This is a genomic window from Pseudomonas sp. MWU12-3103b, from assembly GCF_023100615.1.
Classification (GTDB): domain Bacteria; phylum Pseudomonadota; class Gammaproteobacteria; order Pseudomonadales; family Pseudomonadaceae; genus Aquipseudomonas; species Aquipseudomonas putida_A.
On record NZ_JALMEY010000027.1, the window covers coordinates 1 to 25,789 of the forward strand.

At 59.9% G+C, this 25,789-nt stretch carries 29 protein-coding genes; 14 read left to right on the forward strand and 15 right to left on the reverse strand.

Features of this window, described 5'->3' with window-relative positions; translation table 11 throughout:
• The first annotated feature begins 293 nt into the window (after positions 1–293).
• Positions 294–746, forward strand: coding sequence for a thiol-disulfide oxidoreductase DCC family protein (locus M0808_RS27635; protein ID WP_247843112.1), 453 nt, complete (start codon positions 294–296; stop codon positions 744–746).
• A gap of 8 nt (positions 747–754) precedes the next feature.
• Here M0808_RS27635 and M0808_RS27640 read toward each other — a convergent pair whose 3' ends face one another.
• Together M0808_RS27640 and M0808_RS27645 are read right to left on the reverse strand one after the other, a co-directional pair.
• Positions 755–1,243 carry a DUF2269 domain-containing protein gene (locus M0808_RS27640; RefSeq protein ID WP_247843113.1) on the reverse strand — a complete coding sequence of 163 codons (489 nt, stop codon included), beginning with the start codon at positions 1,241–1,243 and terminating at the stop codon, positions 755–757.
• Positions 1,244–1,245: 2 nt separating this feature from the next.
• On the reverse strand, positions 1,246–2,361 hold the full coding sequence (locus tag M0808_RS27645) for a saccharopine dehydrogenase NADP-binding domain-containing protein (RefSeq protein WP_247843114.1): 1,116 nt from the start codon (positions 2,359–2,361) through the stop codon (positions 1,246–1,248).
• 234 nt (positions 2,362–2,595) lie between these two features.
• Here M0808_RS27645 and M0808_RS27650 point away from each other — a divergent pair, with 234 nt between their 5' ends.
• The gene (locus M0808_RS27650) at positions 2,596–3,717 is read left to right on the forward strand and encodes an SMP-30/gluconolactonase/LRE family protein (RefSeq protein ID WP_247843115.1); all 1,122 of its coding nucleotides are present in this window, start codon (positions 2,596–2,598) and stop codon (positions 3,715–3,717) included.
• A gap of 145 nt (positions 3,718–3,862) precedes the next feature.
• On the opposite strand, the gene M0808_RS27655 is transcribed toward M0808_RS27650, so the two are convergent.
• Positions 3,863–4,942: an SDR family oxidoreductase gene (locus M0808_RS27655; RefSeq protein ID WP_247843116.1), complete on the reverse strand. Its 1,080-nt coding sequence runs from the start codon at positions 4,940–4,942 to the stop codon at positions 3,863–3,865.
• Positions 4,943–5,016: 74 nt separating this feature from the next.
• Here M0808_RS27655 and M0808_RS27660 point away from each other — a divergent pair, with 74 nt between their 5' ends.
• Positions 5,017–5,409, forward strand: a complete 393-nt coding sequence (locus M0808_RS27660) for a MerR family transcriptional regulator (protein WP_041074696.1) — start codon at positions 5,017–5,019, stop codon at positions 5,407–5,409.
• A complete protein-coding gene (locus tag M0808_RS28535; protein ID WP_276615404.1) occupies positions 5,402–5,539 on the forward strand; it encodes a DUF1993 family protein in 138 nt (45 codons plus the stop codon). The genes M0808_RS27660 and M0808_RS28535 overlap by 8 nt, the downstream gene beginning before the upstream one ends.
• Before the next feature lie 19 nt (positions 5,540–5,558).
• On the opposite strand, the gene M0808_RS27670 is transcribed toward M0808_RS28535, so the two are convergent.
• Both M0808_RS27670 and M0808_RS27675 read right to left on the reverse strand, forming a co-directional pair.
• A complete protein-coding gene (locus M0808_RS27670) occupies positions 5,559–5,993 on the reverse strand; it encodes a GFA family protein (RefSeq protein WP_139054611.1) in 435 nt (144 codons plus the stop codon).
• Between the two features lie 166 nt (positions 5,994–6,159).
• The gene (locus tag M0808_RS27675) at positions 6,160–6,453 is read right to left on the reverse strand and encodes a hypothetical protein (RefSeq protein WP_041074690.1); all 294 of its coding nucleotides are present in this window, start codon (positions 6,451–6,453) and stop codon (positions 6,160–6,162) included.
• A gap of 53 nt (positions 6,454–6,506) precedes the next feature.
• On the opposite strand from M0808_RS27675, the gene M0808_RS27680 reads away from it, so the two are divergent.
• Together M0808_RS27680 and M0808_RS27685 are read left to right on the forward strand one after the other, a co-directional pair.
• The gene (locus tag M0808_RS27680) at positions 6,507–6,929 is read left to right on the forward strand and encodes an SgcJ/EcaC family oxidoreductase (RefSeq protein WP_247843117.1); all 423 of its coding nucleotides are present in this window, start codon (positions 6,507–6,509) and stop codon (positions 6,927–6,929) included.
• Positions 6,930–7,048: 119 nt separating this feature from the next.
• Entirely contained in the window at positions 7,049–7,609 is a 561-nt protein-coding gene (locus M0808_RS27685; RefSeq protein WP_097087837.1) for a fasciclin domain-containing protein, read from the forward strand.
• A 65-nt stretch (positions 7,610–7,674) separates the two neighbouring features.
• Here M0808_RS27685 and M0808_RS27690 read toward each other — a convergent pair whose 3' ends face one another.
• Both M0808_RS27690 and M0808_RS27695 read right to left on the reverse strand, forming a co-directional pair.
• The gene (locus M0808_RS27690) at positions 7,675–8,907 is read right to left on the reverse strand and encodes an NADH:flavin oxidoreductase/NADH oxidase family protein (protein WP_247843118.1); all 1,233 of its coding nucleotides are present in this window, start codon (positions 8,905–8,907) and stop codon (positions 7,675–7,677) included.
• 74 nt (positions 8,908–8,981) lie between these two features.
• Complete coding sequence (locus M0808_RS27695; RefSeq protein ID WP_247843119.1) at positions 8,982–10,061, reverse strand: saccharopine dehydrogenase NADP-binding domain-containing protein; 1,080 nt, start codon at positions 10,059–10,061, stop codon at positions 8,982–8,984.
• Positions 10,062–10,255: 194 nt separating this feature from the next.
• Here M0808_RS27695 and M0808_RS27700 point away from each other — a divergent pair, with 194 nt between their 5' ends.
• Together M0808_RS27700 and M0808_RS27705 are read left to right on the forward strand one after the other, a co-directional pair.
• On the forward strand, positions 10,256–11,047 hold the full coding sequence (locus M0808_RS27700) for a type 1 glutamine amidotransferase domain-containing protein (RefSeq protein WP_247843120.1): 792 nt from the start codon (positions 10,256–10,258) through the stop codon (positions 11,045–11,047).
• A gap of 34 nt (positions 11,048–11,081) precedes the next feature.
• Positions 11,082–12,086, forward strand: coding sequence for an acetoacetate decarboxylase (ADC) (locus tag M0808_RS27705; protein WP_247843121.1), 1,005 nt, complete (start codon positions 11,082–11,084; stop codon positions 12,084–12,086).
• A gap of 15 nt (positions 12,087–12,101) precedes the next feature.
• Here M0808_RS27705 and M0808_RS27710 read toward each other — a convergent pair whose 3' ends face one another.
• Positions 12,102–12,581 (reverse strand): MerR family transcriptional regulator, encoded by a 480-nt coding sequence (locus tag M0808_RS27710; RefSeq protein WP_096797692.1) that lies wholly within the window; start codon positions 12,579–12,581, stop codon positions 12,102–12,104.
• 72 nt (positions 12,582–12,653) lie between these two features.
• Positions 12,654–13,349, reverse strand: coding sequence for a tRNA (adenine(22)-N(1))-methyltransferase TrmK (locus tag M0808_RS27715; protein ID WP_247843122.1), 696 nt, complete (start codon positions 13,347–13,349; stop codon positions 12,654–12,656).
• Positions 13,350–13,571: 222 nt separating this feature from the next.
• Between M0808_RS27715 and M0808_RS27720 the strand changes: the two genes are divergently transcribed.
• Both M0808_RS27720 and M0808_RS27725 read left to right on the forward strand, forming a co-directional pair.
• Positions 13,572–14,603: an alpha/beta fold hydrolase gene (locus M0808_RS27720; RefSeq protein ID WP_135295573.1), complete on the forward strand. Its 1,032-nt coding sequence runs from the start codon at positions 13,572–13,574 to the stop codon at positions 14,601–14,603.
• A 156-nt stretch (positions 14,604–14,759) separates the two neighbouring features.
• Positions 14,760–14,918, forward strand: coding sequence for a DUF2986 domain-containing protein (locus tag M0808_RS27725; protein ID WP_247843123.1), 159 nt, complete (start codon positions 14,760–14,762; stop codon positions 14,916–14,918).
• Positions 14,919–14,949: 31 nt separating this feature from the next.
• Here M0808_RS27725 and M0808_RS27730 read toward each other — a convergent pair whose 3' ends face one another.
• Complete coding sequence (locus M0808_RS27730) at positions 14,950–15,546, reverse strand: DJ-1/PfpI family protein (RefSeq protein WP_247843124.1); 597 nt, start codon at positions 15,544–15,546, stop codon at positions 14,950–14,952.
• A 271-nt stretch (positions 15,547–15,817) separates the two neighbouring features.
• On the opposite strand from M0808_RS27730, the gene M0808_RS27735 reads away from it, so the two are divergent.
• The 3 genes from M0808_RS27735 (at position 15,818) to M0808_RS27745 (ending at position 18,110) form a co-directional block, all read left to right on the forward strand.
• Positions 15,818–16,741 (forward strand): LysR family transcriptional regulator, encoded by a 924-nt coding sequence (locus M0808_RS27735; RefSeq protein ID WP_247843125.1) that lies wholly within the window; start codon positions 15,818–15,820, stop codon positions 16,739–16,741.
• A gap of 100 nt (positions 16,742–16,841) precedes the next feature.
• Entirely contained in the window at positions 16,842–17,567 is a 726-nt protein-coding gene (locus tag M0808_RS27740) for an alpha/beta hydrolase (RefSeq protein ID WP_247843126.1), read from the forward strand.
• 108 nt (positions 17,568–17,675) lie between these two features.
• Positions 17,676–18,110, forward strand: coding sequence for an N-acetyltransferase (locus M0808_RS27745; RefSeq protein ID WP_247843127.1), 435 nt, complete (start codon positions 17,676–17,678; stop codon positions 18,108–18,110).
• A 95-nt stretch (positions 18,111–18,205) separates the two neighbouring features.
• Here M0808_RS27745 and M0808_RS27750 read toward each other — a convergent pair whose 3' ends face one another.
• The 5 genes from M0808_RS27750 to M0808_RS27770 form a co-directional block, all read right to left on the reverse strand.
• Positions 18,206–19,558 carry a hypothetical protein gene (locus M0808_RS27750; RefSeq protein WP_247843128.1) on the reverse strand — a complete coding sequence of 451 codons (1,353 nt, stop codon included), beginning with the start codon at positions 19,556–19,558 and terminating at the stop codon, positions 18,206–18,208.
• 83 nt (positions 19,559–19,641) lie between these two features.
• Positions 19,642–20,994, reverse strand: coding sequence for an ATP-binding protein (locus tag M0808_RS27755; RefSeq protein ID WP_247843129.1), 1,353 nt, complete (start codon positions 20,992–20,994; stop codon positions 19,642–19,644).
• On the reverse strand, positions 20,970–21,635 hold the full coding sequence (locus M0808_RS27760; protein WP_247843130.1) for a response regulator: 666 nt from the start codon (positions 21,633–21,635) through the stop codon (positions 20,970–20,972). The genes M0808_RS27755 and M0808_RS27760 overlap by 25 nt, the downstream gene beginning before the upstream one ends.
• Before the next feature lie 98 nt (positions 21,636–21,733).
• The gene (locus M0808_RS27765) at positions 21,734–22,171 is read right to left on the reverse strand and encodes a hypothetical protein (protein WP_247843131.1); all 438 of its coding nucleotides are present in this window, start codon (positions 22,169–22,171) and stop codon (positions 21,734–21,736) included.
• Positions 22,172–22,199: 28 nt separating this feature from the next.
• Positions 22,200–22,964 (reverse strand): hypothetical protein, encoded by a 765-nt coding sequence (locus M0808_RS27770; protein ID WP_247843132.1) that lies wholly within the window; start codon positions 22,962–22,964, stop codon positions 22,200–22,202.
• A 195-nt stretch (positions 22,965–23,159) separates the two neighbouring features.
• Between M0808_RS27770 and M0808_RS27775 the strand changes: the two genes are divergently transcribed.
• A complete protein-coding gene (locus M0808_RS27775; RefSeq protein WP_247843133.1) occupies positions 23,160–25,541 on the forward strand; it encodes a DUF3772 domain-containing protein in 2,382 nt (793 codons plus the stop codon).
• Positions 25,542–25,789 lie beyond the last annotated feature (248 nt).

Below are 25,789 nucleotides of genomic sequence, written 5' to 3' on the forward strand. Positions count from 1 at the left end.
ACTCTTTCAACTCCTTCCAGGCTTCGATGAGCTGAAGCAAGTCGCTGTCGAAAACCGCATAACTCGTTGAATCTCAAGGAGTTTTCCGTTTCGACTGCGCCGGAAGTGGGGCGAATTATAGACCTCCTGAATCTGCCGTCAACCGTTAATTTCAGGTTTCTATCAATGCACCGAAAAAGCCTGCTTATATATAGACGCACCGTCAACAGATGCGCAGCATACGGTCCATCGCCTAAAACAACGCCTTCGGATGATGCCTCACAATGACAGCCCAACTTCCTGGACCCCGGCCCTTGCCCGGCTCCCGAATACGCCCTACCCCAGCGCCCCTGCTCAATCCAGGCGAGACCGTGGTGCTGTTCGACGGCGTCTGCAAGCTATGCAACGGCTGGGCGCGTTTTCTGATTCGCCACGACAACAAACAGCGAGTGCGCCTGGCGGCAGTGCAATCGCCGGAAGGTCAGGCCCTGCTGGCATGGGCCGGTCTCCCGGTGGACGAATTCGACACTATGGCGGTGATCCGCGACCAGCATTACTGGGTGCGCTCCGATGCGTTCTTCGAAGTGATTGCACAACTGCCGGCTCGTTGGTCGCTGGTCAGGCTTCTGCGAGTTTTCCCACGAGCACTTAGAGACTGGACCTACGACCGCGTGGCACTGAATCGCTATAAGATCTTCGGCAAGTACGACACCTGCCTGTTACCCGACCCCGATCACGAACGACGCTTTCTCAAGTCGCCAATGTGAATGCTCAGCTACATCAACTGCAGCCACTGCCCCGGCGTCATCTTCGTCACCATCATCAAGACAATCACGAACATCCCGAGAAACCCGCAAACGCCCATCCAGAACCACTGCCGATAAACAGCCCGGTAATCAGCATCAAGCCTTGCGCCACATTGCACCGCGTCCGCCGCCATCCCCAGCAAACGTTTCTGTAGCAACAGCACCGGCAACCAAAGCAAGCCCACTATAAAGAACAGGATCAGCGACATCAGCACCCAGTCCGTGGTCAAGGGCAACCCGGAAAACCTTGTCAGCCAATAACCCGTCGCGATCTGGATGAAGCCCGCCGGCGTGGTGATCCAGGCGTCATAGCGCACGACCATTCTCGCCACATGCGCAATCACTTGCGGATTGGCCGTGCGACTGGCGGCGATCAGGTACAGATAGGAACCCATGCCGAAGCCGAAGAGGAAAATCGCAGCGATGACATGCACGTACTTCACGCTCAGATAAAGCATGCTCAACGCATCCCGTCAGAGAAAATCACGGACAGGCCAAGATTCTGCGGATCGTTGATCGCTGCCATGTATTCGTCGACGCTGATCTCACCAACACATGGACGAGCCCCCGGTTCGGGCAAGTAACCTCGGGCGATCTTCGCGGCCAGAGCGACGGCAGCACAACTAGGGATCTCCGGCCCCTTGTCATTCAGCGCAGTCAGTTGCGCCGTCATCGACAACGGCTGGTCGTTCAAACCGACACCCTGCACGTCTATATACATTGCACTTTTGCCATCACCGAAACGCTCAAACCATGTCCCCCAGCGATGCAACCGGGCCGCCCACACCCTGTGGTCACGCACCAGCCCTTTCCTCATCGCCAGCGCAAACAGATAATTGGCTACGCCGCCGAGCTTGAGGCCAGCGCCTGCCTTGAAACTCAATGTGTGCGCACCAAACCGGCTGGCAAAGATGTCCATGTCCGGCACATCAACATTGGCCAGCGCACGAGTGCCCAGGTTCTGCAGCTTGCGCAGGGTCAGGTCTTCCCAGCCCATCACCTCATGCACTTGACCATTGCGCAGTTGGCGGATCGGTTTGCCCGCATACGCCAGTACACCCTCGATCGTCGACAACCCCGGCATTTTCGCTGACGAGGAAATGCCGTGCTCGATCGAGTCGATGCGTTTGAAGTGATGGCGCTGCTCATCGATGATCGCCGACGACAGCGTCGGCACCGAACTGCAACCACTGAGGATGGCGACACCGGCCTCCCTCGCCCGTGCATCGAGTGTGCCGATGCCATTGACGAACGTCCGGCAGTCCGCCAGATCGCAATAATTGACGCCCGCCTCGATGCAGCTTTCGGCCACTGCATAGGATTGCCCCTGAAACGGGCCGCCCGTATGAATCACCAGTTGAATATTCATTGCGCGCAGAGCAGCGGTGAAACCGGCGCCCATCGCATCACCACACCAGCGCTCGCAGCTCGCCCCCAACTCAGCGACCTTGCGCTCCAGCTTCTGCGGATCGCGCCCCGAGATCGCTAGTTCGACGCCCGGCATGTCAATCAGATGCCGACAAACGATACTGCCAAAGTTTCCATACCCGCCAACCACCAACACCCTGAGTGCCATCAACGCTTCCCTGAACAATTCAACAACTGACCCGTAACCGGATTCGGCGCAGCTTCCCTGATATCACCGGGCCAGGCAAGACAGCGTGGGTAGAGGTAGCGCCGTATCGGCCAGATCGATTCCAGTCACCGGGATAACATGCAGCACTGGCGATGCCATATCAACTTGTACGATGTCTTATCACAAGGTATTACTACGTCTCCTCAACAAAAATAAAACCACGGAGATCGCTACATGGACTCATTCCTGTCCGCCAAGCCTCAAAGTCTTGACCAAGTGAAAGGCAATACCCGCCGCAGTTTCCTGAAAAAGTCGCTCGCTGTTTCCGCCACGCTCGCCACTGTCGGCAGCGCCGCACTGCCCCGCTTCTCCGATGCCGCCGAACCCTTGAGTCAGCGCTACCCTGATCCACTGATTCATATCCTCGACGACAGTTTCCTGGAGCTACGCGTTTTCAACGCCAGTGTTGAAAAGCTCGCCACCGGCATGCGCTGGGCCGAAGGACCGGTGTGGGTCGGTGATGGCCGGTATCTGTTGGTCAGCGACATCCCCAATAATCGCATCATGCGCTGGGACGAAATCACCGACTCCTTCACGGTGTACCGCGAACACTCAAACTTCTCCAACGGCATGTGCCGGGATCGACAAGGGCGTCTGATCGTTTGCGAAGGCTCCACCACCACTAGCGAAGGGCGCCGCATCACGCGCACCGAACACAATGGCACGATCACCGTGCTGGCCGACAGTTTCGACGGCAAGCCCTTCAACTCGCCCAACGACATTGTCTGCAAAAGTGATGGCTCGATCTGGTTCACCGACCCGCCATTCCAGACCGGCAACAACTACGAAGGCCACAAAGTCACCCCGACCCAACCCCACGCCGTGTACCGCATCGACGGTGAGAGCCAAAAAGTCACTCGGGTAATCGACGACCTCAACGGCCCCAACGGCCTGTGCTTTTCTCCCGATGAAAAGACCCTGTATGTCGTCGAAGGTCGCGCCAAGCCCAATCGCTTGATCTGGGCGATTACGGTGAAAGACGACGGCACCCTGGGTGAGCGCCGCAAGCACATCGAAGGCTTGGACTATGCCGCGATTGACGGCATCAAGTGCGACGAAGCGGGCAACCTGTGGTGCGGCTGGGGGGGGAATGGTGATCCCAAGGCCGACCTGGAAAAACTCGACGGCGTGCGTGTTTTCAACTCGCAGGGCAAGGCCATCGGGCACATTTCGCTGCCAGAGCGCTGCCCGAACCTGTGCTTCGGCGGGCGCGAAGGCAATCGACTGTTCATGGCCAGTAGTCACTCGATCTACTCATTGTTTGTGAATACTCGCGGGACTACGTTTGCGTTGTAAAACCGACGTTGGTCTAGCGATAGTTCCGTGAGTATCGAAACAAGATCCTGCCGCGCATCCGAGGCTGCGCGGTGACGATCCTTGTCGCTGAATTATCGTTCGATAGCATGCCGCCCTGTATCGACGGCGCCGCCCAAGGGAGAAGTCAGAGTGCCTGGCCCTTGGCTATGCAATACGCGTTGACGAACGTTGCCGTGTGCTGCAAAGCCTGACGTATATCCGGTTTGGCTATTCCATGCCTGTTGGCAAATTGCTCGACCGCCGCGGTGTTGAAACGAGTGGTCTGGATAAAGTCCAAGGCTTCGGGTTTTGTATTCAAAAACCACGCGACCGGAGGAATACTCAGTAGCCACTTCAGCAGTCGGAGGGAAATGTGATGTTTGGGAGACTTCAAGCCCAAAGGTTTAGCCACCTGTGCCAGGAGTTCTCGCAAGTTTGGCGTTTGATCATCAAGCGCCAGCAGTTCCTCGCCCACCATGGCAGGATCAAAAGCACAAACAGCCACCAGTTCGACCAGATAATCCACGGTGACCAGTGGCAGCCAGTGCTCGGCGGTACCGGGCACTGCAGTCATCTTGCCCTGCACCAGGTTGCGTATCAGCGCCACCAGCGGCTGACCGTCAACGATATGCCCGGTGCGGCTGTGGCCACAGACCGTCGCAGGGTGGACAACGGTCATCTCACCACCCTTGGCGGACATGACCTGCTGGGTCGCAAAATGCGCCTCCAGCTTGCTTGCCTCGTATCCACCGACACGTCGGTAGACGGCGGGCCAGTTCGTCAACTCCGGCTGACGAGGATCAATGCCGATGCGTTGCAGATGTTCATGATTGTTCAGCATGTAGCCGCCGATCATCACTAAACGGCTTTTTTGCTCAGCCGCCAACAGCGCAACCCGCTTTGCCCCCTGCACATTCACCACACGAGACTGCTCCATCGAAAGCCCCCATGCGAAGTGAGCGCCCAGATGGAATATGACGCTGGCGCGCCTCAGCACCTCCTGATCAGCCAGGCTCAGCCCGAGATTGTCCTGTTCCAGATCGCCAGCCACGGCAAATACCCGTGTCGCGCACCCGCCTAAACTATCAACTTGCTCGCGCAACGCAGCCAACCGCTCCGGGCGACGCATCAACACCCGGAGGGTGTGACCTTTTGCACTCAGGTTCGCCAGCAAATGTTGACCGATGAAGCCGGTTCCCCCCGTGACAAAGCACTCCACGCTCATTTCCCTGCTCCTTGTTGAAGGTGAGAAATCAAGCGTAAAGTATCGACCCAACTCTACAGTCAAGCGGTGTTTTCATGAAAATCGGCGAACTCGAGGCTCGCAGCGGCGCCAGCCGTCATACGTTGCGTTACTACGAGCAGATCGGCCTGATCTCACCGCTGCGGCAAACCAACAACTATCGTGTCTACACCGAGCAAACCCTGCAGGATCTGGACTTTATCCAGCGCGCGCAAAGCATGGGATTTTCACTGGGGGAAATAGGCGAGATTCTGGATGCGCAGCGCAACAAGCTGATCGACTGTGCTGACGGCGCGAAGCTGATTGAAAAGAAGATGGCCGAAATCAAACAGAAAATTGCCAACCTCCAAAGCATCCATCGGTATCTGGATGTAGAGCGTGCGACCCTCGAAGCGAGTGCTGCCAGGCAACTTGAGCTTCAACAGTTGAGCGACGCTGCCAATCATTGAACCTACGGCAAATGCCGTGGGGAGGCTCCTGCGCAAAGTGTGCTGTGCCTACAACATCCTGCGCCACAATGGTGTGCCGCTGGGCAAGGCGGATTATGTGCAGCACATGTTTGCGTATCTAAGGAAGTAATTGCAGCGCGAGCTTCGGGTCAATCAGGATTGAGCCGGAGTTTTTGCAGAAGAAACGCCAGTGACTCCACCGCCCCGTGATAACTCCGCGTTGAACGCTGCGTATCCCATGACATGGCATCGTCCACACAGAAATCGCCAACGCATTCCATGCTCAGATCCTCATCGAGCAGTCCGAGCGGAATCCACACGTAAGGCGATTCGCGAAGCGGGTTGGGCACGGTCGAGCCGCATTGTGCGCAGAAGTCGTTTCTGTAGCCGCTGGGTTTGACCCAACTGTTAATCAAGTCCTGCCCTGCATCCCAGCGAAAGTCCCGAGCGTTGACCAGAGTGGCGAGGTTGAACCCGACACCGGTTTGCTTGCGACACAATGAGCAGTGGCAGCGATAGAAAAAGCGCGGTTCCACTGAGAGGGAAAAGCGTACTGCCGCGCAAAGACACTGCCCTGTTGTCATGGGGACCTCCTTGGAAAAACGATTGATCAGGCGCTGGCGTCAGGTTTAGAAACAAGCGCGCCGGCAGAACCTCAGGTTACAGACAGAATTTATTGCGCCAAGCGTTAACAGAGATTTGAATGGAATCGTCTATCGAGATGGCGATCCCTCCTCTTGCGCTCAAAGCCTAAATCAGCTTTTCGACCAAAACCGTGTCCGCCTCGATAGACATATCGCCAAAATCGCCCTCGAGAGATAGAACGTTTTCAACAAAGCTGATCCCTTCCAGCTCTCCGAGGACGCGAGAATTTTGAATGTGCAGAGCACCGAGACTGATGGGCAACTCTGCGCCATCGATATTCCACGCCGTCAGTTTGCATCGGCATCCGTCCTTCAGGCTGACGACCATTTCGAAACAGCGATGTGCCTGATCCAACGTGAACGATAAAACGTCGCTACTTTCGAGCGCTTGTACATCCATACTGAGCTTCTTATGTTTAAAAGCGCATTCTAACGATCTGCGAGGCCCCGGCCATGACTCAGATAAAAAAGCCCGAAGACGCTCCCGCCGCATTCCAGGCAGCCTGGAACGCTCACGACATGGCGGCACTCGGAGCTCTGTTCGATCCGCAAGCGACGTTCGTCAATCGTTTCGGCCACTTCGTTCGGGGCGTCGAGCAGATCGTTGCGCTGCACGCGCCCATTCACCAGACAATCTATCGTGACTCCACTCTTGAGAATGAACTGATCGATATCGCCCCTGTTGCTGACGGGGTGGCGATCATTCACTTCTGGAGTCGTTTGTCGGCCGGTGCTGCGCATCCGGCCGGGGCGCATGTGGTGGATACGCTGATTCTCGCGGTGCTGATCAGGCAGAACGAGGCTTGGCGCATCAGAGCGCTGGAGAATGTGACCCTGACCAACCCGCGCACAGGTGAAGCCACCCTGCGTGATTAGCGGTAATCCGTTTCAGCGCACCGCAAAAGGTTTTTCGCTGCATGCTGCATCCGTTTCACTCGCTGCTCCGTATATTCAACACCCTCATTCGAAGGGTCGAAGAACCAAGGAGACGCACCATGCACATGCTCATCAAACGCCTTGCTGTCGCTTGCTTCACCCTGCTCTGCCTCGGAGCCGGATCCAGCTTTGCCGCCGATACCGTGATGGTTGGCGGCGCGGCCATGTATCCGACCAAGACCATCGTCGAGAACGCAGTCAACTCCAAGGATCACACGACCCTGGTCGCTGCGGTCAAGGCCGCCGGGCTGGTGGATACGCTCAACAGCAAGGGACCGTTCACGGTCTTCGCCCCCACCAACGAAGCCTTCGCAAAACTGCCCGCCGGCACGGTCGATACATTGGTCAAGCCTGAACACAAGGCCGATCTGACGAAGATCCTGACTTACCACGTCGTCGCCGGCACTCACACGGCTAAACAGTTGATGGACGACGCCAAAATGCACGGCGGCAAAGTGATGCTGAAAACCGTCCAGGGCGAATCGCTGACCGTGATGTTGCACGACGGCAAGCTGTGGGTGCAGGACGCCAAAGGCGGCAAGGCGGCCATTACCATCGCGGACGTCATGCAATCCAATGGCGTGATTCATGTGGTCGATACGGTGCTGATGCCGAATTGACTGGCTGAGGTTGGCGGGCTCTCGTCAGAGCGTCCGCCAACTTCACGATTGAAATGCCTTGCGACTCACACCGAACGCTTTTCCACCCAGCGCCGATATTGCCGGGTGCGAAACGCCATGGCGATCTGCTGCAAAATCAGCGCGCGTAACGGTGACACACCCGGATCAGGCTTTTTCGCCCGACTGAGTTTACCCAGCTGAAACTTCACCACCGCCATGTTCGCCAAGGCCGCAATGGCCTTGTTTTTCCAGGTGATCGGCGGCAATTGCGGCGCGTTGTCCTTGCCCTGCAGCCAGTCGCGCGGCAGGTACGGATCGATGGCCAACGCGGTACCGATGCCGACCATGTCCACACCACTGCGCACGACGCTTTCGGCCACCGGACGACGGCGGATGCCGCCGGTGACCATCACTGGCATTTTGGCAACGGTCTGCAGGTCCCGGGCAAATTCGACGAAATAGGCCTCGCGAGCCAGGGTTCGACCATCGCGCGCCTCACCTTGCATGGCCGGAACTTCGTAGCTGCCACCGGACAGTTCCACCAGATCCACGCCCAGATCGTTGAGCAGCTCAACGACCTTTTTCGCGTCGTCAGCGGTGAATCCGCCGCGCTGGAAATCGGCGGAATTGAGTTTGACCGCTACGGCAAACTCTGCAGAAACCACCGCCCTGACTGCCTTGACGATCTCGACCAACAACCGCGCACGGTTCTGCAGAGAGCCGCCCCACTCGTCCGTCCTTTGATTGGTCAGTGGCGAGAGAAACTGGCTCAACAGATAGCCGTGAGCGGCGTGGATTTCCACCCCAGTGAAGCCGGCCTGTTCACCGAGGCGTGCGGTGTGCGCAAAACGCTGAATGGCGTCCTCAATCACACTGGCGGTCATGGCGTGCGGCGTGGCGAAACGCTTGGACAGTTTGCCCAGCTCCAGCGGCACCGCTGACGGCGCCCAGGTTTTCTGCCCGAGGTTGGACTGCATCTGGCGCCCCGGATGATTGATCTGCAACCAGAACTGCGCACCGGCAGAACGGCCGATCCGCGCCCAGTGCTTGAACTTGTCGAGTTGCTGATCATCCTGCAGCACCACGCCGCCCGGTCCGGTCATGGCGCGGCCGTCGACCATCACGTTGCCGGTGATGATCAGCCCGGCACCACCGTCGGCCCATGCCTGATACAGACGCATCAGTTCTGCAGAGGGCGCCTGGTCGGCGTCCGCCATGTTTTCTTCCATGGCGGCTTTGGCGATGCGGTTCTTGATGATTGAACCGTTGGGTAAGGTCAGGGCGTCGAACACATTCATGGGGCAGTCCTCAACTGGAGATGAGGCCACCATAAGATTGAAGTGAACTTGAAGGTCAACGACTTTTTTCAAGGTCATTCAATGTTGATTTCGCTCGACCCAGGCAAATGCGTCACCAGTTCCGCGCCCAACAACCGCGCAGGTGTGTAGGCACCGCCGGGCGGACGTGTCTGCAACAGATAGCCAACCACCGCCAACGCAGCGTCGATCGTCAGGCTGTAAACGTTCGCGGTGTGCACGCGGGCGACTTTGCTTTCACCGCGCGCATTGCGGGCCTCGCCCCACACATAGGTGCCTTGGTCAGCACGTTTTGCCTGATCCGGGCCGGTCACTGTCTTGCCGATGCGCGCCTTGAGCAGCCGCTGCACAAACGACAGTCCCAGCAACGGACGAATCCAGTTGGCGAGCCTGGCGCCGCGAATCATCCCCGCCGAACCCGGTATGAACACCTCGATATTGGCGATGCCGGTGGTGTGCCAGGCGGTGGACACATCGCCCCAGGGGATGGTCATCGCCAGCTTCTCCCCGGCACCGAAATCGATACGCCGTACCCGATAGGCCAGCGGCACGGAAACGATCTTGCCGTCGCGTCGGACCTTGCCACCCTGCGCCAGGCCTTCGATTGAAGTCTTGGCAGTGCCGGGTGAAAAGCTCGAACGTGAATCGAAGCCCAGCGCCAGATGCGTCGCATCTGGCAGCGCGTCTTTCAGGGCGGCGGCAACGCAGTCGGTCGGGACTACATCGAAGCCGACGCCGGGGCAAATGACTGACCCCGCTGCCCGCGCCCGCTCATTCAGGGACTGCGCATGTTCGAATACGGCAATCTCGCCAGTGATGTCCAGATAGTGCGCGCCGGCCCGCAGGCAGGCCTCGATCATCGGCGCGGCGGTCGCGGAAAACGGCCCCGCGCAATGCAGAATCAAACCGTGGCCCTTGATCTGCGCCAGCAACCGCGCTGGGTCATCCAGGCCGAACACCCGGGCTTCGAGGCCCAGCTCCCGGGCCAACGCTTCGACCTTGTCGCGGCTACGTCCGGCCAACACCGGCCTGAGTCCACGCCTGACGGCATCGCGAGCGATCAGCTCGCCGGTATAGCCGTTGGCGCCATAAATCATCCATTTCATCGGTGTATCCGGTTGGTCTTGCTGACTCATGCCTGGCTCCTGAGTGGATTGATGACCGGCGTTATTGCCTTGCCCAATCAGCTTCAGACGCTAGCGTTAAAGTCAGGTTGAGGGTCAAGCAAAAGTCCGGTGGCATCAGCACAAATTATTCGCAGCAGCGGGGTTGACCTTAAAGCGAGGTTTAAGGTGAGCATGCGCTGACCTGCTTGCTCGATGGAGCCCGGATGATGCTCAAGACCTTTGTTTCCTCTGCCCTGTTATTGATAGGTGGTGCTTTCATGACGTTTGCAAATGCTGAGTCGGCGGCTATCAAGGATCGCCAGATCCTGGTGATCATGACCAATCACGCCAGCTATCCCTCTCGAACCGATACCACCGGGTTGTGGCTGACCGAACTGACCCACTTCACCGATGTGGTGGAAGCCGCCGGCTACACCACCGTGTTTGCCAGCCCCAAGGGTGGCGCGGTGCCTCTGGACGAACGCAGTCTGGGGTGGTTGTACATGGACAAGGCTGCGCGGGAGCACTTGCAGTCCCCTGCGTTCCGCGCGCGCCTGGCCAATACGCTGCCGATCGCCGAGGTCGATCCGTCCCGCTTCGGCGTCATCTACTTCACCGGGGGCCATGGCGTCATGTGGGACTTTCCCGACAACCCTGACCTGCGCCATGTCGCCGAAACCATCTACAACCAGGGCGGCATCGTGTCGGCCGTATGCCATGGCGTGGCGGGTCTGCTGGATCTGAAGGACGGCCAAGGCCAATTGATCATCAAGAACCGAAACATCACCGGTTTCTCTGACCGCGAAGAGCTGCTCTCGGGCATGAAAAATCAGGTGCCGTTCTTTCTTGAGGACCGCTTGGTGAGCCAGGGCGCGCACTACCGCAAGGGCTGGCTGCCGTTCACTTCGTTTGCCATTACCGATGGAAGACTAGTGACCGGCCAGAACCCTCAATCGCCCAAGGCCGTGGCTGAAGCCGTGATGGCGGTGCTCGCTGGCGACCACACAGCTCGCTGAACCTTCAAGTAGTTCCTACCCGGAGAAAGACCGATTGAAACTCGCAAGCACCGTATTGACAGGATTGCTGTTCAGCTCAATGGCCAACCATGCGTTGGCGGGGACACCTGAAATGCCCAACCCGACCGAGACCACCACCATCGACATTGCCGGCCATTCAGTACCCGTCGTCAAGGGTGGCCTCTATGACCGCTTTCACTCCAATCCGCCGTTGTCGGTGATTGCCGCCGAAGTCCCGGGCGTTGATTTAAGCTGGTTCAAAGGACTGGAAAAGCACAAGGTCGACATTGGCTTCGAGTCCTATTCCCCAAACTTCTACTACCAGAACAGTCGTGTCACGGCGATCTACACCGCCGACCTCGAGCGACTCCGGGCGTTGATGCCGCCCGAAATACTGGCCACCGTGCAACCGCTGCAAGTCTGGCCAGGACGTGGCTTGATCGCATTCACTGCGTACACCTACGAGCATTGCGATAACGACGCCTATAACGAAGTTGCCGTGTCGATCATCACCAACAAACCCGGCAAAGCCAACCTGGGCCCGCTCACGTTGATTGGCCAGTCGATGTCAGAAGACTTCTGGGGTTATGTGCTCAAGTTGCCGGTCAATACCGAGCTGGCGCGGGTGCGCGGAGTCGTCGGTTACAACCTGCCGAAATGGCTGACCGGGATTGATCGCAAAGAAAACGGGCATTCGGTGATCTACGAGATCAGTGACAGCCAGACCGGCAAACCGGACGTGTCCTTCACCGCGAAGAAGCTCGACAAACTGTCGCGCAATGAGAATATCGTCACCAGCAGCTTCACCAACCTCGATCACCAGGGCCAACCGGCCTATGGCTACGCGGTGTCGCGCCAGCTCAGCCACGGTTCCAGCCGGGACGCGGATGCCGCCACGCTGACACTGGGCGATGGCAGCCTGTCGAACTACTTGCGCGACTTGAAGCTGGGGAAAATGCTCAAGTACGAATATGTCCCTGAGTTCCAGAGTGCACTCTATGCGCCAAAACCGCTTGCCACGCTGGTTGGCAATCGCTGAAAGCGGTAACGCCCGTCAGGCTCTGGATGTCTGACGGGCGTTTGCTTTTCTTGCCGCAGCTGCTGGCTGCTTGTCGGGCGCAGAAGCCACGCCTTCTTCGCACAGCCGTTGGATCAGCCTCTGCGCATTGTCCGCACACGCCATCCCCGCAGGTTTGCCTTCGATCCCTTTGATGACCAGCAGCAGTTGTTCCTTGTTCTGCGCCAGCCGTTGCTGCAGCACCTCGATTTCTTCGACCTTTTGCTTCAAGCCACTGAGCAACTGGTCATGCTGCCAGCCACTCGCGTTCATCGGCATCAACTGACGGATTTCCTCCAGGGAGAAACCTGCCGCCTGCGCGCCGGTGATGATATGCAACACCCACTGTGTGTCGGGGGCGTAATCGCGATAGCCATTGGCTTTGCGCGCGACCGAAGTGATCAACCCGCTCGCTTCGTAGAAGCGGATACGCGATGGCGCCAGTCCGCTGATTTTTGCCAGTTCACCAATTCTCATGTCCGACTCCGCAGCACGTTAACCTTGAAGCTGACTTTAAACCTGAAGGAGTGCAAGAGCCAACACGGCAGATCAAGCCAACAGCTCAGTCATCCACTGCACCTGCCGCGCAACTTCTTCCAGCTTCTCCTCGGGCACAGCCTGGCGCGCCTGTTTGAAACTGTTCAGGGTTTTCTGTTTCTGCCTTAAAGAACGCTGCCATTTGGCGATGAATGCCGGGCTGCGTGCTTGCATCAGCAATGGGCCGAAGTACAACTGTTCAGCGCTGTAACTCAGCGGTGCGCCGCGCTCGGCGACGATGATTTCGTAGAAGAAACGGTTTTCCTGCAGCACTTCCTCGTCGAGGATGCGGTAGCCGTTGTCCATCAGCCATTGGCGCAGGGGTTGCTCGCCGCCGTTGGGTTGCAGGATCAGCCGCTCGTGCCCGCGCAGGCGCGCCTTGCCGCTGTCGAGAATGTCGCGAATCGTCTCGCCACCCATGCCGCAGAGGCTGATCGCGGTGATTCCGTCATCAGGCTCGATCGCCGCCAGGCCACTGGCCAGACGCACGCTGATGTGCTGCTGCAGATCGTTGTCGCGCACCGTGCGCACCGCGGCATGGAACGGCGTCAGCGCCACCTCGCCGGCCACCGCCGCAACGATGGCGCCACGTCGCATCAGGGCCACCGGCAGATAGCCGTGATCCGAGCCGATATCCGCCAAGCGCGCGCCGGCCGGTACATGCGCCGCCACCCGCTCCAGACGCATGGACAATGTGTGTTCGTTCAACTGCCGCCCTCTTCCCCAGCCGTCGCCGGCGCTGTTGGCCGGACAAGGGGCGCGACTCTAGCGGGCAATGGTGGGTATTTCAAATCCGGACGGGCGCGGTCTTGTTTCGGATTCGGCCTGTCACTGCACAGTCGAGGCATCCACTATCTTCTTTGCAACCGGTCTACTAACCTGCGCGCAGCCGTATCTCAAAACAACAAATGCACTCATGGAAGATCAACCTTGAAAACAGCTCTCGGCGCCCTGCTTCTGCTTGGCCTGTCCACCAGCGCACTCGCGGACTCGCACCCCATCGGCTTCCACCGCACAACCCTGGCGGATCCGCAGCGGCCGCTGGAAATGGTCGTCTGGTACCCGGCGACAACCCATGCACCCGCGCAGGTGATTGACGACAGTCCGGTGTTCGTCAGTGCCTCTGCGGTGCGCGATGCGCCGCCGACCGCCGGCGAGCATCCGCTGGTGGTGCTGTCCCATGGTTACCGGGGCAACTGGAGCAACCAGATGTGGCTGGCCAGTGCGCTGGCCGATCAGGGTTACATCGTCGCGGCAGTCAACCATCCCGGCAGCACCACCCACGACCGCAGTCCGCAAGCGGCGGCGCAGCTGTGGCAGCGGCCGGTCGATCTGCGGCGGGCCATCGAAGCCGTTGTGGCGCAGCCGGGAAAATTTGGCGCGGTGGCGCCGCAGCGGATTGCCGTCGTCGGGCATTCGCTCGGTGGCTGGACGGCTCTGGAAATCGCCGGTGCACGCTTCGACCCCGAACGTTTTGCCGAGGACTGCAAGGCCCATGCGCAGCTCGCCAGTTGCAACGTCTATAAGCAAATGAACCCCGCCAGCACCGCGCAAGGCAAAGCCGACCTGGCGGCCGACCGGCGTTACAAACCAGTCAGCGCCATCGTTTCGCTGGACCTGGGCCTGTCACGCGGCATGACCGACGCAAGCCTCGCGGCGTTGCCAGTACCGACGCTGGTGATCGCCGCCGGCGCACCTTCCGAAGACCTGCCGGCGCAACTGGAATCCGCCGATCTGGCCAAACGCCTGCCAGCGGCTACCACACGTTATGTCGAGATCAACGACGCCACTCACTTCAGCTTCACGTCGATCTGCAAACCGGGCGCGATCGAGATGCTCGAGGAAGACGCACCGGGCGATGGCGTCATTTGCCAGGATCGCGACAATGCGCGCCCGCGTGAAGTGATCCAGCAGCAGGTGGTAGCGCTGATCAGCGATTTTCTGGCGGCGTCGAAGCCATGACCCCGACCGCGGCCCCCCTTTGCGAAATGGCTGATGACGGACACCGGTGAGCCGTTTGATCCTGCATCGCTGCAACAGACTCGCCAAATCGCTCCGAGCCGGTTTTAATGCGCGCTGGATGGGCATATGCCCGGCTCCCCTTCTCCGAGTAGAAACATGAACCGCCAAAAGAAACTGCAGCAGTTGTTCAAGGAAAAAGCCAAAAAGGCCAGCGCCAAACTGGCGCCGAAAAAGCCCAAGTACATCAGCAAGGCCGACCGCGCGAAACTGGCGACCGAAGCGGCGGCCGAACCAGTTGAGACCCGTGAGAGCTGATTCGCTGCTTCAGGCGTCGATTAAACGTGCTTTACAGATACGCCTTGATGTTCGCGATCGCCCGATCGATGTAGAGCTCTTTCTCGCCAACGGGCGTCACATAATGAAACGCGTTGCGGGTGGCCTCCACACCGGCCAGACGGGCGATGAACCAGGCCGCCATATATTGTGAGGACAGGCAACCGCCAGCGGTGGCGACATTGCCCTTGGCCATGAACGGCTGATTGAGCACCGCCACACCGGCCTCCTCCACCCAGGGCTTGGTGATCAGATCGGTACAGGCCGGGACGTCATTGAGCAGGCCAAGCTTTGCCAGGATCAGCGTGCCCGAGCACTGAGCGCCCAAGAGCTGGCGCTGCGGATCGAGCCGTAGCCGCGCCATCAGCTCGGTATCCGCCACGATATCCCGGGTCAGACTTCCGCTGCCCACCAACACCGCGTCCGCGTCGCTCGCCTCCTCCAATGACACCTGAGCCTCGATTACCAGGCCATTCATCGAGCGCACTTTTTCCGTCGGGCTGGCGATCGACACGCGCCAATCGGGCTGTTTGACGCGGTTGAGAATGCTGAACGCGATGAGCGAATCCAGTTCGTTGAAGCCTTCAAAGGTCAGGATGGCGATGTGCATGGTGAGTCTCTAAATGGGCGATGACTCATCGTAAAATCTGGCGCTTATCACAATCAAAAAATTGTCATGGGTACATTGCGGGCGACATCGACGGGCATTTGATACACCGGCTACGCGCCACGGAAAGGACGGCTGAACAACCGCGTCGTCTCGCCCTATACCTTCTCAGGCGACCACGCCTGCATGCCTGCCAGGACAGATCGGGCTGTAGCTTTCAGCCAGTGGCTGTAGGAAAGTGGCGAACATCGAATGATGAAAAGGCCAACACCCCATGAAGCCGCTGGATCTGACGCGTTTCGACCTCAATCTTCTGGTGGTTCTAGAGGCGCTTTGGGCGGAAAGGCACGTCGGTCGTGCGGCGCAACGCCTGCATCTGTCGCAGTCGGCCACCAGCCATGCCCTGTCGCGTTTGCGCACGGCGTTTGATGATCAGCTGTTCATTCGCAACCCTCGCGGCATGGCACCGACGCCGCTGGCCATCGAGCTGATGCCCAGAGTGGCGGCGGTGCTCGAATCGGTGCGGCTGGTCGCCAGCCCACGGGGGCCGTTCGATCCAGCGCGTCTGCAGGCGACACTGCGGATAGCGGCCACCGATCACGCCGTGCTGACCGTCATCGCCCCGGCGCTGGCGAAAATTCAGGTTGCGGCGCCGGAGGTGGTGCTGAAACTCGGGCCGGTGGATGGCGAGTCGGCGATGCGCCAACTGGACGCCGGCGAGATCGACCTGGTATTGGGTTCGGGTTCGTTTGCGCAAGTGCCGCAACGCTTTGATTGCCAGCTCGCGCACAAGGAGCGATTCGTCGGCATCGCCCGCAAAGGGCACCCGGCATTGGTCAAGCGCGGCAAACATTTGCATATGGAACTGGATGACTTCACGCGTCTGCCGCACGTTCTGATTTCGCCCCGGGGCGACGCGCGGGGCGCTGTCGATGACGCGCTGGAACAGCTCGGTCGCAGCCGCAAGGTCAGCGTCACCTGCCCGAGTTTTCTCGCAGTGCCATTCATGGTTGGCGCATCGGAATCGATTGCCGTGGTCGCCGAACGTGTCGCCTTGCAGATGCAGGAAACCGCACAACTGAGCCTGTTCGAATTGCCCCTGACGCTGCCCACCTGGGAGGTCTTTGTCGTCCGCGCACGCGGGCGCGCCAACGAGCCGGCGGTTGAATGGATCACCAGAATGCTGATCGGCGACTGATGATCGACCTCGTGCATCGAGAGGCTGCACCAATGCCATTGGATCGCGCGCCTCGGTGCTCCTAGAGTGCGGACATCCGTTCAACATCCCTGGAATTCTCATGCAAACCGAGCCCACGCTGGTCATGGTTCCCTGCTTCGCCGGTGCACCGTGGCAGCTCGACCAACTCAGCCACTTGCAGCACCGCGCCATGCGTACGTTGCGCTTACCGGACGACGTCGCTGATCTGGAAACGCTCGCCAACTTCATCGTTGATCAAGTGAAAGATCTCGAATGCTACGTGCTGGTGGGCGACTCCTACGGCGCGGTCGCCTCGATCGCGGTTGCAACGCGCCAGCCAAAAGGCCTCAAGGGCCTGGTGCTGTCCGGCGGTTTCGCCAAAAACCCGATCACCTCGCCCCTGCTGAAAACGCTGGCCGCGCTGGCGCCGTTCTTCCCCGGGCCGTTTTATCGACAGACCACCCTGCGCTTCCACGCCGCACAACTGGCTTCGGCGTTCGACAAGGAAGGCGAAATTCCCTGGTCAACCGCCAGGAGCCGCGCGCTCTTCATCGAGCAAACCCCACACAAGGCCTACGTCAACCGCGTGCGCTCGATCGAGAAAATCGACTACACCGCCCTGCTGGCAAAGATCGACGTGCCGACGCTGATCCTTACGCCCGAGGAAGATAAGCTGATCGGCAAAGAGGCTGCAGGGATTCTGCTGAATGGCATAAAAGGCGCGCAGGAAGTCGTCATGCCGAGGACCGGGCATATGTTCAGGTTTTCGCATCCGGGGGCGTATTCGCTGGAGGTCAGGAAGTTTCTGCAGCGGGTGGCGCTTTGAGTGTACGTGGGGCAGTCAGATGCTGCGGGCCATGATCTATCCGAATTGCCGTTTGTTGTTGCAGCCGCTAGCCTCAGCAAAAGTCAAAAGCACAAATCAGAGACCCGCATGACGCTACGCCCCGCCACCGATGGTGACCAGCCAACCCTCTTCGACTTGCATCGAGCAGTCTTCCGCGAACACATCGAAAAAATATGGGGCTGGGATGAGAGTTGGCAACGCGCAAATTTTGCGGTGGAATTCGCATGCACAGCCACTTCGGTTATTGAACAAGACGGCCGGCTTGTTGGCTATGTGCAAATACTGGAAAAGGAAGACCGAATCCATGTTCAGAACATCGCTATTTCGCCCGAATATCAAGGCAAGGGCATCGGCTCGCAGATTCTGAAGAACCTCCAACTGGAAGCCGCTGCCCGCAAGGTGCCGTTGCAGTTGGGCGCTTTTCGCACGAACACTCTGGCGCAGAAGCTCTATGAACGACTGGGCTTTCGCCAGACTGGCACGACGGACACGCATATCGAAATGTCGTGGACAGGCACCTGACGGTCAGCAGCCTTGCCCCGAATCCATCCGCATAACAGACCTTCCCCGATTCAACCTATCCGGGTTCGAGCACTCATGCCTGCCTGACATCACCTTCATGTCAGCCTGGCAACCGACCCTGTCGGCAATACCCCGTCCTTCTCAAGCGCAGTCAGTTTCGCGACAACTCGGGCACGCTCGCTTTCCGATGTTTCGCGGTCAGTAATCGAGTAAGTCTGGCCATAGACCCATGCGCGCAACTGCTCAAGCACGGAAGGTTCAGCAGGTGTGCGAGACAGCTGCTGCAACAGATACCCGGCTTGTGTCCATTTGGGCATCAGTTCAAGCAGTGCCTGACGTCGAGAGGCGGACAGCGCTGGCCAGAGGGTCTCGAGCTGAGCGCTGAATGCTGACTCGATGACTTTCCATGGCTGCGGGCGCAGGCCGCGTACCCCGGCCTCGAACACCGGGCGTGACAGGTCCGCGATCGCCGCGATCAGTAAATCAGGCCTGCCCTCTCCTTCGAGGCTCAGGACCAGTGCCCGAACCTCGCCACTGTTTTGGCTGAGGGCAGCGTTCATCCACCCTTGCGGGATCGCCATGCCAAGCGACTGCGCCAACCCGAGTACGCCAAGCCAACGGGCTTTGGTAGCGGGAATCTCGCCTGCCAGTTGCGCTTGAAGTACCTGCAACGGGTCGACGCCATACTTTCTGGCGGCCCAGAGTGCAGTCGATCTTGCTGCAGACGATGGGTCGGTCAGAAAGTCTTCGATCAGTCGTGTGCGATCCGTTTGCAACTCAATGGCTTGCAGAAACGACAGGCGCCTGAGAATGCTGCTGTTGCTGGCGAGTCCATAGGCGATGGCCTTCTGCGCCGATTCCAGAGGCAGCGCCATTGCCCTGCCGAGCGCAGCTCGCCGCACACTGAAATCTGCATGATGAAGGCTCGCGACAAGAAACGCCTCCAGCTCATCTGCGCGCTTTGTCTGAGCGAGTACCCTGAAAAACAACCGCGTACAGGCGCCACGGCTGGTTTCGAAAGCAGCTGTGGTTTGCGCGAGGCATTCAGGTGTTGCCAGCAGCGCTTCAAGCTTTTGGATGGTAGCGCCGTGGTCTTCGCGTCGGCGCTGCTCAAGGGCAAGGATGGCGGGAGTCTTGGCGATCAGCCAAGGGCCATACTCGGGGGTCAGGTAGTCTGCGAAAGCGTCTCTGGCCGCCGCACGTACCTGCGGCACCCAGTCGTTGAGCCGCACGATAATGGACGCCAGCCGCTCGGTCGATTGCGATGAGCGGATTTGCCGTAGACCGGCCTCCCTGTGGAATCCATCCCAGGACATGACCAGCCACTTCCAGTCACGCACTGGCAATACTTCAGGTGGATCTACTGGATCTACTGGATCTACTGAGCGCTCGGTTTTTGCAGTGGTGGATGTTTTTCCGGTGAGTCTTTGCAACAAAACTTTCCACATGGAGCTGACTATCCCTGACGTCCGAACATTGGCGTGAGCCATAGCATGCCTGTCACCGTCGCTTTTTTAAATGCAGGGTTCTCTCACAACCTATCTTTCAACCACAGCGAAACACGCAAGCCACACCGCCCCACTTCATCGACAAAACTCAAACCCACCCGAATCCCCGTCCGTTCGGCGATCGCTCTGACAATCGACAGCCCCAACCCGGACCCGGCCTCGCCGGTCCCCAGGCTGCGGTAAAACGGATCGAACACCAGCGCCTGTTCTTCGGCGCGGATGCCCGGCCCCGAGTCCTTGATTTCGATGCGCGCGCCCTGCTCCGTCCGTTCGACGCTGAGGTCGACTCGTCCGCCCGCCGGGGTATAGCGGATGGCGTTATCCACCAGGTTCTTGATCAGGATGAACAGGTCCAGCTCGTTGATGACGACCTGCACATCCTCGACGCTCTCCACGCCGATATCGATGGCTTTGTTCACTGCCAGTGGCAGCAGGTCTTCCAGCACTCGGCGGAACACTGCATGCACCGACACGGCAGCCTCGGCGCGTTGCGCGATTGATTGTGCGGCGGCCAGAGCGAGCAATTGCTCGATCAGCTTGCGACTGCGCTCGATCCCCTGAGCCAGCGGCAGAAAGTTCTGCCGGGTGTCAGCCGACATGGGCGTAGCGGCCAATCGCTCAGCCTGCAGCGACAGCGCCGTCATCGGCGAGCGCAGTTCATGGGCGGCATCGGCGATAAACCGTCGTTGCGCCTCCATCGCCTGCGCAACGCGGCGCAGCAACCGATTGATCGCCACGACGAAGGGCCGGATTTCGCTCGGCAAGTGCTGTTCATCAATCGCATGCAGGGCCTGTTGGTCGCGCTGATCGATTTCCGCCGAGAGCGTCGCGATCGGGCGAAACAGCTTGCGCACCAGATCCCCCACCACCAACAGCAGCACCGGAAACAGAATCAGAAATGGCAGCAGGCTGCGCCAGGCGCTTTCCCGGGCTTCCTTGTCGCGCACATCGGCTTCCTGCGCGACCGCAATGCGTTCGCCTGCCGAGGTGGTTCTGACCAGCACACGATAGTGTTCACCGGCGATATTCAGCGTCGCCAGACCATCGGCCAGGGTCAGGGGAAAGGGCAACGGAATGCTCGCGTCATCAGTGCCGACGGCTTTGCTGCTGTCGGCCAGGTATTGCACGGTGATCCGCGAGTCTTCGTCATCGCCAACGACCTGCCCGGCAGCGGGATAACCCAGGGTCATGTGCTGCCGATCGAACAGCAGCGCCACCTGACGCAGGCTTTCGTCCTGCATTTCGTGCGCTTCGTCGAGTGCCGAGATGAACGCGAATGCACCGGCGAGCAAGGCGACGATGAGAATCGCCAGTGACAGCGTGATGGATAGCCGTGACTGCACCGAGTCGCTCAAACGCCTTTTGAAACCATCCATCCCATCCCCCTGACATTCCTGATGACATGGTTGCCCAGTTTGCGCCGCAGCGAATGGATCAAAAACTCCACCGCGTTGCTTTCCACTTCATTGCCCCAGCCGTAAATCCGGTCCTCAAGTTCGCTGCGCGAGAGAATCGCACCCGGGCGGATCAACAGTGCCTGTAACAGCGCAAACTCGCGGCTGGAAAGCTGCACATCGGCGACTTGCGCGGTGGAGGCCTGTTTCGAAATCAGGTTCAACGACACCTCGCTGTTATCCAGCAACGATTGCGCGTTACCGCCGCGACGGCGCAATACCGCTCGCATGCGTGCCAGCAACTCGGCCATGGCGAACGGTTTAAGCAGGAAGTCATCCGCGCCGCCATCGAGGCCGCGCAGCCGGTCATCGAGGCCATCGCGGGCGGTGATAATCAGCAGCGGCACGGGGTTGTTGCGCGCGCGAATGGCATCCAGCACATCGAGCCCGTCCTTGCCGGGCAGGCCGAGGTCGAGCAACACCAGATCGTAGGTCTGGGTGTCCAGCGCCGCCAGCGCGGTGAGGCCGTTTTTCACCCAGTCGGTGGCGTAGCTGGCCTCCTTGAGCGCCGCCTCGATGGCTTCGCCAATCATCAGGTCATCTTCGACCAGCAGAATCCGCATGCAGCGCTCCGACAGAAAAAGGCGCGACGGTCATGGCCATCGCGCCTGTATTGAAGCACTTGAACCGACGTTTGTCCGCCGCCGGTTCAGCGCTGCGATCACTGCTTGCCGTTCATCGAATCGAAGGCCTTGAGCAGATCATCCATGGCCGCCTTGCAGTCAGCCTGCTTCGGCGAGCTGGCGCGCAGGGCATCCAGCGCGCGGTCAATGGCCTTGTCCAGTACATGCCAGTCGGCAGCGGCACGCGGCTTGATGCCGGCTTCGGCAGAGTCCCAGGAGGTCTCCAGATCCTTGATCCGCGTCTTGGCGCCGAGCAGGTCGTTTTTCTCGACTAGCGTGCTGACGTCAGCGGCGATGTTGCGGAACTCGCTCAGGTCACCCAGCTTCGAGCCCGATTGCGGCGGCGCGCTCAAAGAGCTGGTCGGCGTGCCGGCAGCGGGCTTGTCGGCGGGTTTCGAGCAGCCGGCGAGGCTACCGAGCAGTATCAGAGACGAGATGATCGCGACGTGGCGAAAAGCCGTTTTGAAGGCGTGCATATTGATTCCTTGATGGGTATCCAAACGTTTATTGAGTGAGGGTTTTGCGATTGCCAAGGCTGATCTGCGCGACCGCCACCAGCAGCACGATGACGCTGAGGAAGATCGCACTGGTCCAGGCGGCGCCCATGCCCAGGCCACCGTAGGTCTTGGCCTGAGTCAGCAAGTCACCGAGAGAGGCGCCGAACGGACGGGTGAGGATGTAGGCGGTCCAGAAGGTCAGCACCACGTTGGCCCCCATCCGCCAGGCCAACAGCGTCGCCGCGATCAGCGCGCCGAATATCACTGCACCGACGGTGAAGCCCAACCCCAACGCTTCGGTTGCCAGGTCCCCGGCGGCAGTGCCCAGGGCAAAGGTGCAGAGCACAGTGGACCAGTAAAAAAGCTCGCGCCGCGGCGTGTTGATTTCGCGGATCGACAGGTTGTTCTCCATCGTGAACCAGATCAGGAAGTTAACGGCCAGCAACACCGAGAACACCGCAGTGCTGACGTACAGGCTGATGTCGAGCATGTCGGTCATGATGTCGGTGATCTGCGTGCCGACGATGCTCACCAGCACCACGGTCAACCAGTAGATCCAGGGCGTATACGCGGTTTTACGCATTTGAAAGAACAGCGCGCACCCGAGTAGCAGCGCCATGCCGATGCTGGTCCAGCCAGCACCAAAACCGGCATCCACCGCAAGGAAGTCGGCGCCGGTTTCGCCCACGGTCGTCGAGAGAATCTTGATCACCCAGAAGGCCAGTGTCACTTCGGGGACTTTGTTAAGCCATCCGGCTTTAGCGGGATTCATGTGTGGATCGCCTCTCCTGTCCAGCGCTGAACTTGCGCTGGGGGGAAGATACGAGCCAATACTTAGCTGAGACTGAGGGCGTACACGACGCGTTCGGCTCACTGGCCCGCCCTGCTCCCCCCGAAATTTTCCGCCGCGCCCGGCTCGATCACCTAACCTCATAGCTGGTGTGATCAACGAGAACCGGCCCCTCTCATGCGCAACACATTGAACTCATTGTTTTTTGTCGCGCTGCTCCTGCTCGCTCCGGGCGGTTCGGCGTTGTGGGCGGCGGATTTGCCGGCGCCTTCGGCGACCACTGCGGCGCCGCTGGTGGAGGTCTCGCAAAGTGATCTGCAAGCCCTGCAACTGCGCCTCGATGGGCTGAAGCAGCAGATTTCCGCCGCCAACAACTACAACCAGCTCGAAGGCCCGCAAGACCGGGTGCAGACGTTCATTCTGGATGTCGATCGGTTGTCGGCATCGTTGTTGCCGCAGCAGGCACAACTGGCGGTGCAACTGGGGGTGCTCGGCGCGGCGCCGGATACGCAGATTGCCGCCGAACAGGCGGAAATCGCCGCGCAACGGGCGCAGCTCAACGAGCAGAAAAACAAGGTCGATGCCACGCTCAAGAGCCTTGCCGCGCTCAAGCAGAGCGCAGCCGAGCTGATCACGCAAATCGCCGGCATCCGCCGCACACTGCTCGAAAGCGAACTGACGCTGCGCACCGACAGCATCCTGAGCCCGGACTTCTGGTCGCCATTGGTGTCGCCAGAGCCGGATGATCGTCAGCGCCTGAATTTTTTCATCAATCAGGTGAAACTCACCTGGGCCACGGTCTGGGCGCCCGGCCAGCGCTTTTTCACCTGCGTGCTGGTGCTGCTGGCGCTGGCTTTCTGGACGGTCGGCCGCCGACTCGCCGAGCGCGGGCTGACCTGGTTGTGCATCCACCGCATGCCGGAGGGGCGCTTGCGCCGTAGCGCGCTGGCATTCGCCTCGGCGCTGGCGACCCTTGGCACCACGGCCATCGCCCTGCATCTGCTGTTCTACGCCTGCACCCGCCACGAACCACTGACGCCGGTGCTGCAGACTTTTTCCGAGGAATTCGAAAAAGCCGTCTACGCCTGCGTCCTGATCACCGCGTTGAGCCGCGCGCTGCTGTCGACTCAGCATCCTTCATGGCGGCTGCCGGCGATTGCCGACTCGGTGGCGCTGGCGTTGCGGCCCTATCCAAGGATTCTCGCCGCCACCCTGCTGGTGCTGGTAACGCTGGTGCAGGTCAGCAACGCCACCGGCATGAGCAGCCAGATCGTGATCGCCCAGCGCGGGGTGATTGCCATCGTGGTGATCGTGATTCTGGTGCCGCTGCTGTTGCGCGTCGGCAAAGTGCGCAAAGCGTTGCTCACCGCCAATGACCCGGAGGCCGGCAGCACGTTTGCCGGGGCGATCTACAGCATTGCCACGGTGTGCATGTGCGTGTCGGCGCTGGCTCTGCTCACCGGCTATGTGTCGCTGGCCCGCTTCGTCACCTATGAGTTGGTGTGGGCCTATATCGTGCTGGCCGGGTTCTATTTGCTGGTGCAGGTGGTCAAGGATGCCTGCGAATACCTGTTCTCGCCGCGCTACTCGGCCGGCAAGACCATCAAGCAGACCCTGGGCATGGGCGACCGGCGGCTGGAGCAGATTTCGATTGTGCTGTCCGGTGCCAGCCGCGCCGGGCTGCTGTTGCTGGCGGTGATTACCCTGTTCGTCGGCGGCATCGGCACCACGTTCGGGCAACTGACCACCAATGTCATGGGCATTCTTGGTGGCGCCGGGTTGCGCAAGCTGAACATCGTTCCCGCGCATCTGATCAATGCCGTGCTGGCGTTGCTGATCGGCATCTACCTGATCCGCGCCCTGCGCCGCTGGCTCGACAACGAATTCCTGCCCAAGACCGATATGGATCCGGGCATGTGCGCGTCGTTGAGCACGCTGTTTTCCAACATCGGTTATGCCACGGTCATCCTCCTGACGCTGTCGTCGCTGGGCGTGCGCTGGACCAATCTGGCGTGGATCGTCAGTGCGCTCTCGGTGGGGATCGGTTTCGGTTTGCAGGAAATCGTCAAGAACTTCGTCTCCGGGCTGATCCTGCTCACCGAACGCCCGGTGAAGGTCGGCGACCTGATCAGCATCAGCGGCGTCGAGGGCGACATCCGCCGGATCAACGTGCGCGCCACGGAAATCCAGCTCAGCGACCGCTCCATCGTGATCGTGCCCAACTCGCAACTGATCTCGCAAAACCTGCGCAACGTCACCCTCGGCGGCAGCGCCCAGGGGGTGGCGAGCCTGGAGCTGATGTTCCCGCTGGACATCGACCCCGAACAGGTCAAGGAATTGCTGCTGAACACCTACCACGAAAACGAAAACATCCTCGATAAACCGGCGTCGTACGTGCGCTTCAGCAAGCTGTCGCCGGATGGCATCACCTTGACGGTGACCGGCTACGTCGGCAGCCCGCGGATTGTCGGCGGGACCAAGAGTGACCTGCTGTTCGAGATACTCAAGCGACTGGGGGATGCGGGGATTGCGCTGGCGAAACCAGCCTCCGCCCCGTAACAGCCCCCCTGTGGGAGCGGGCTTGCTCGCGAAGACGCCGGCACAGGCAAAACCTCCGGCGACTGACACTCCGCTTTCGCGAGCAAGCTCGCTCCCACAGGGGCTCTGCGCTGAACACGGAATCCATGCCTGCCATTTATCCATTGTGGGAGCGGGCTTGCTCGCGAAGACGCCGGCACAGGCAAAACCTCCGGCGACTGACACTCCGCTTTCGCAAGCAAGCCCGCTTCCACAGGGGCTCTGCGCTA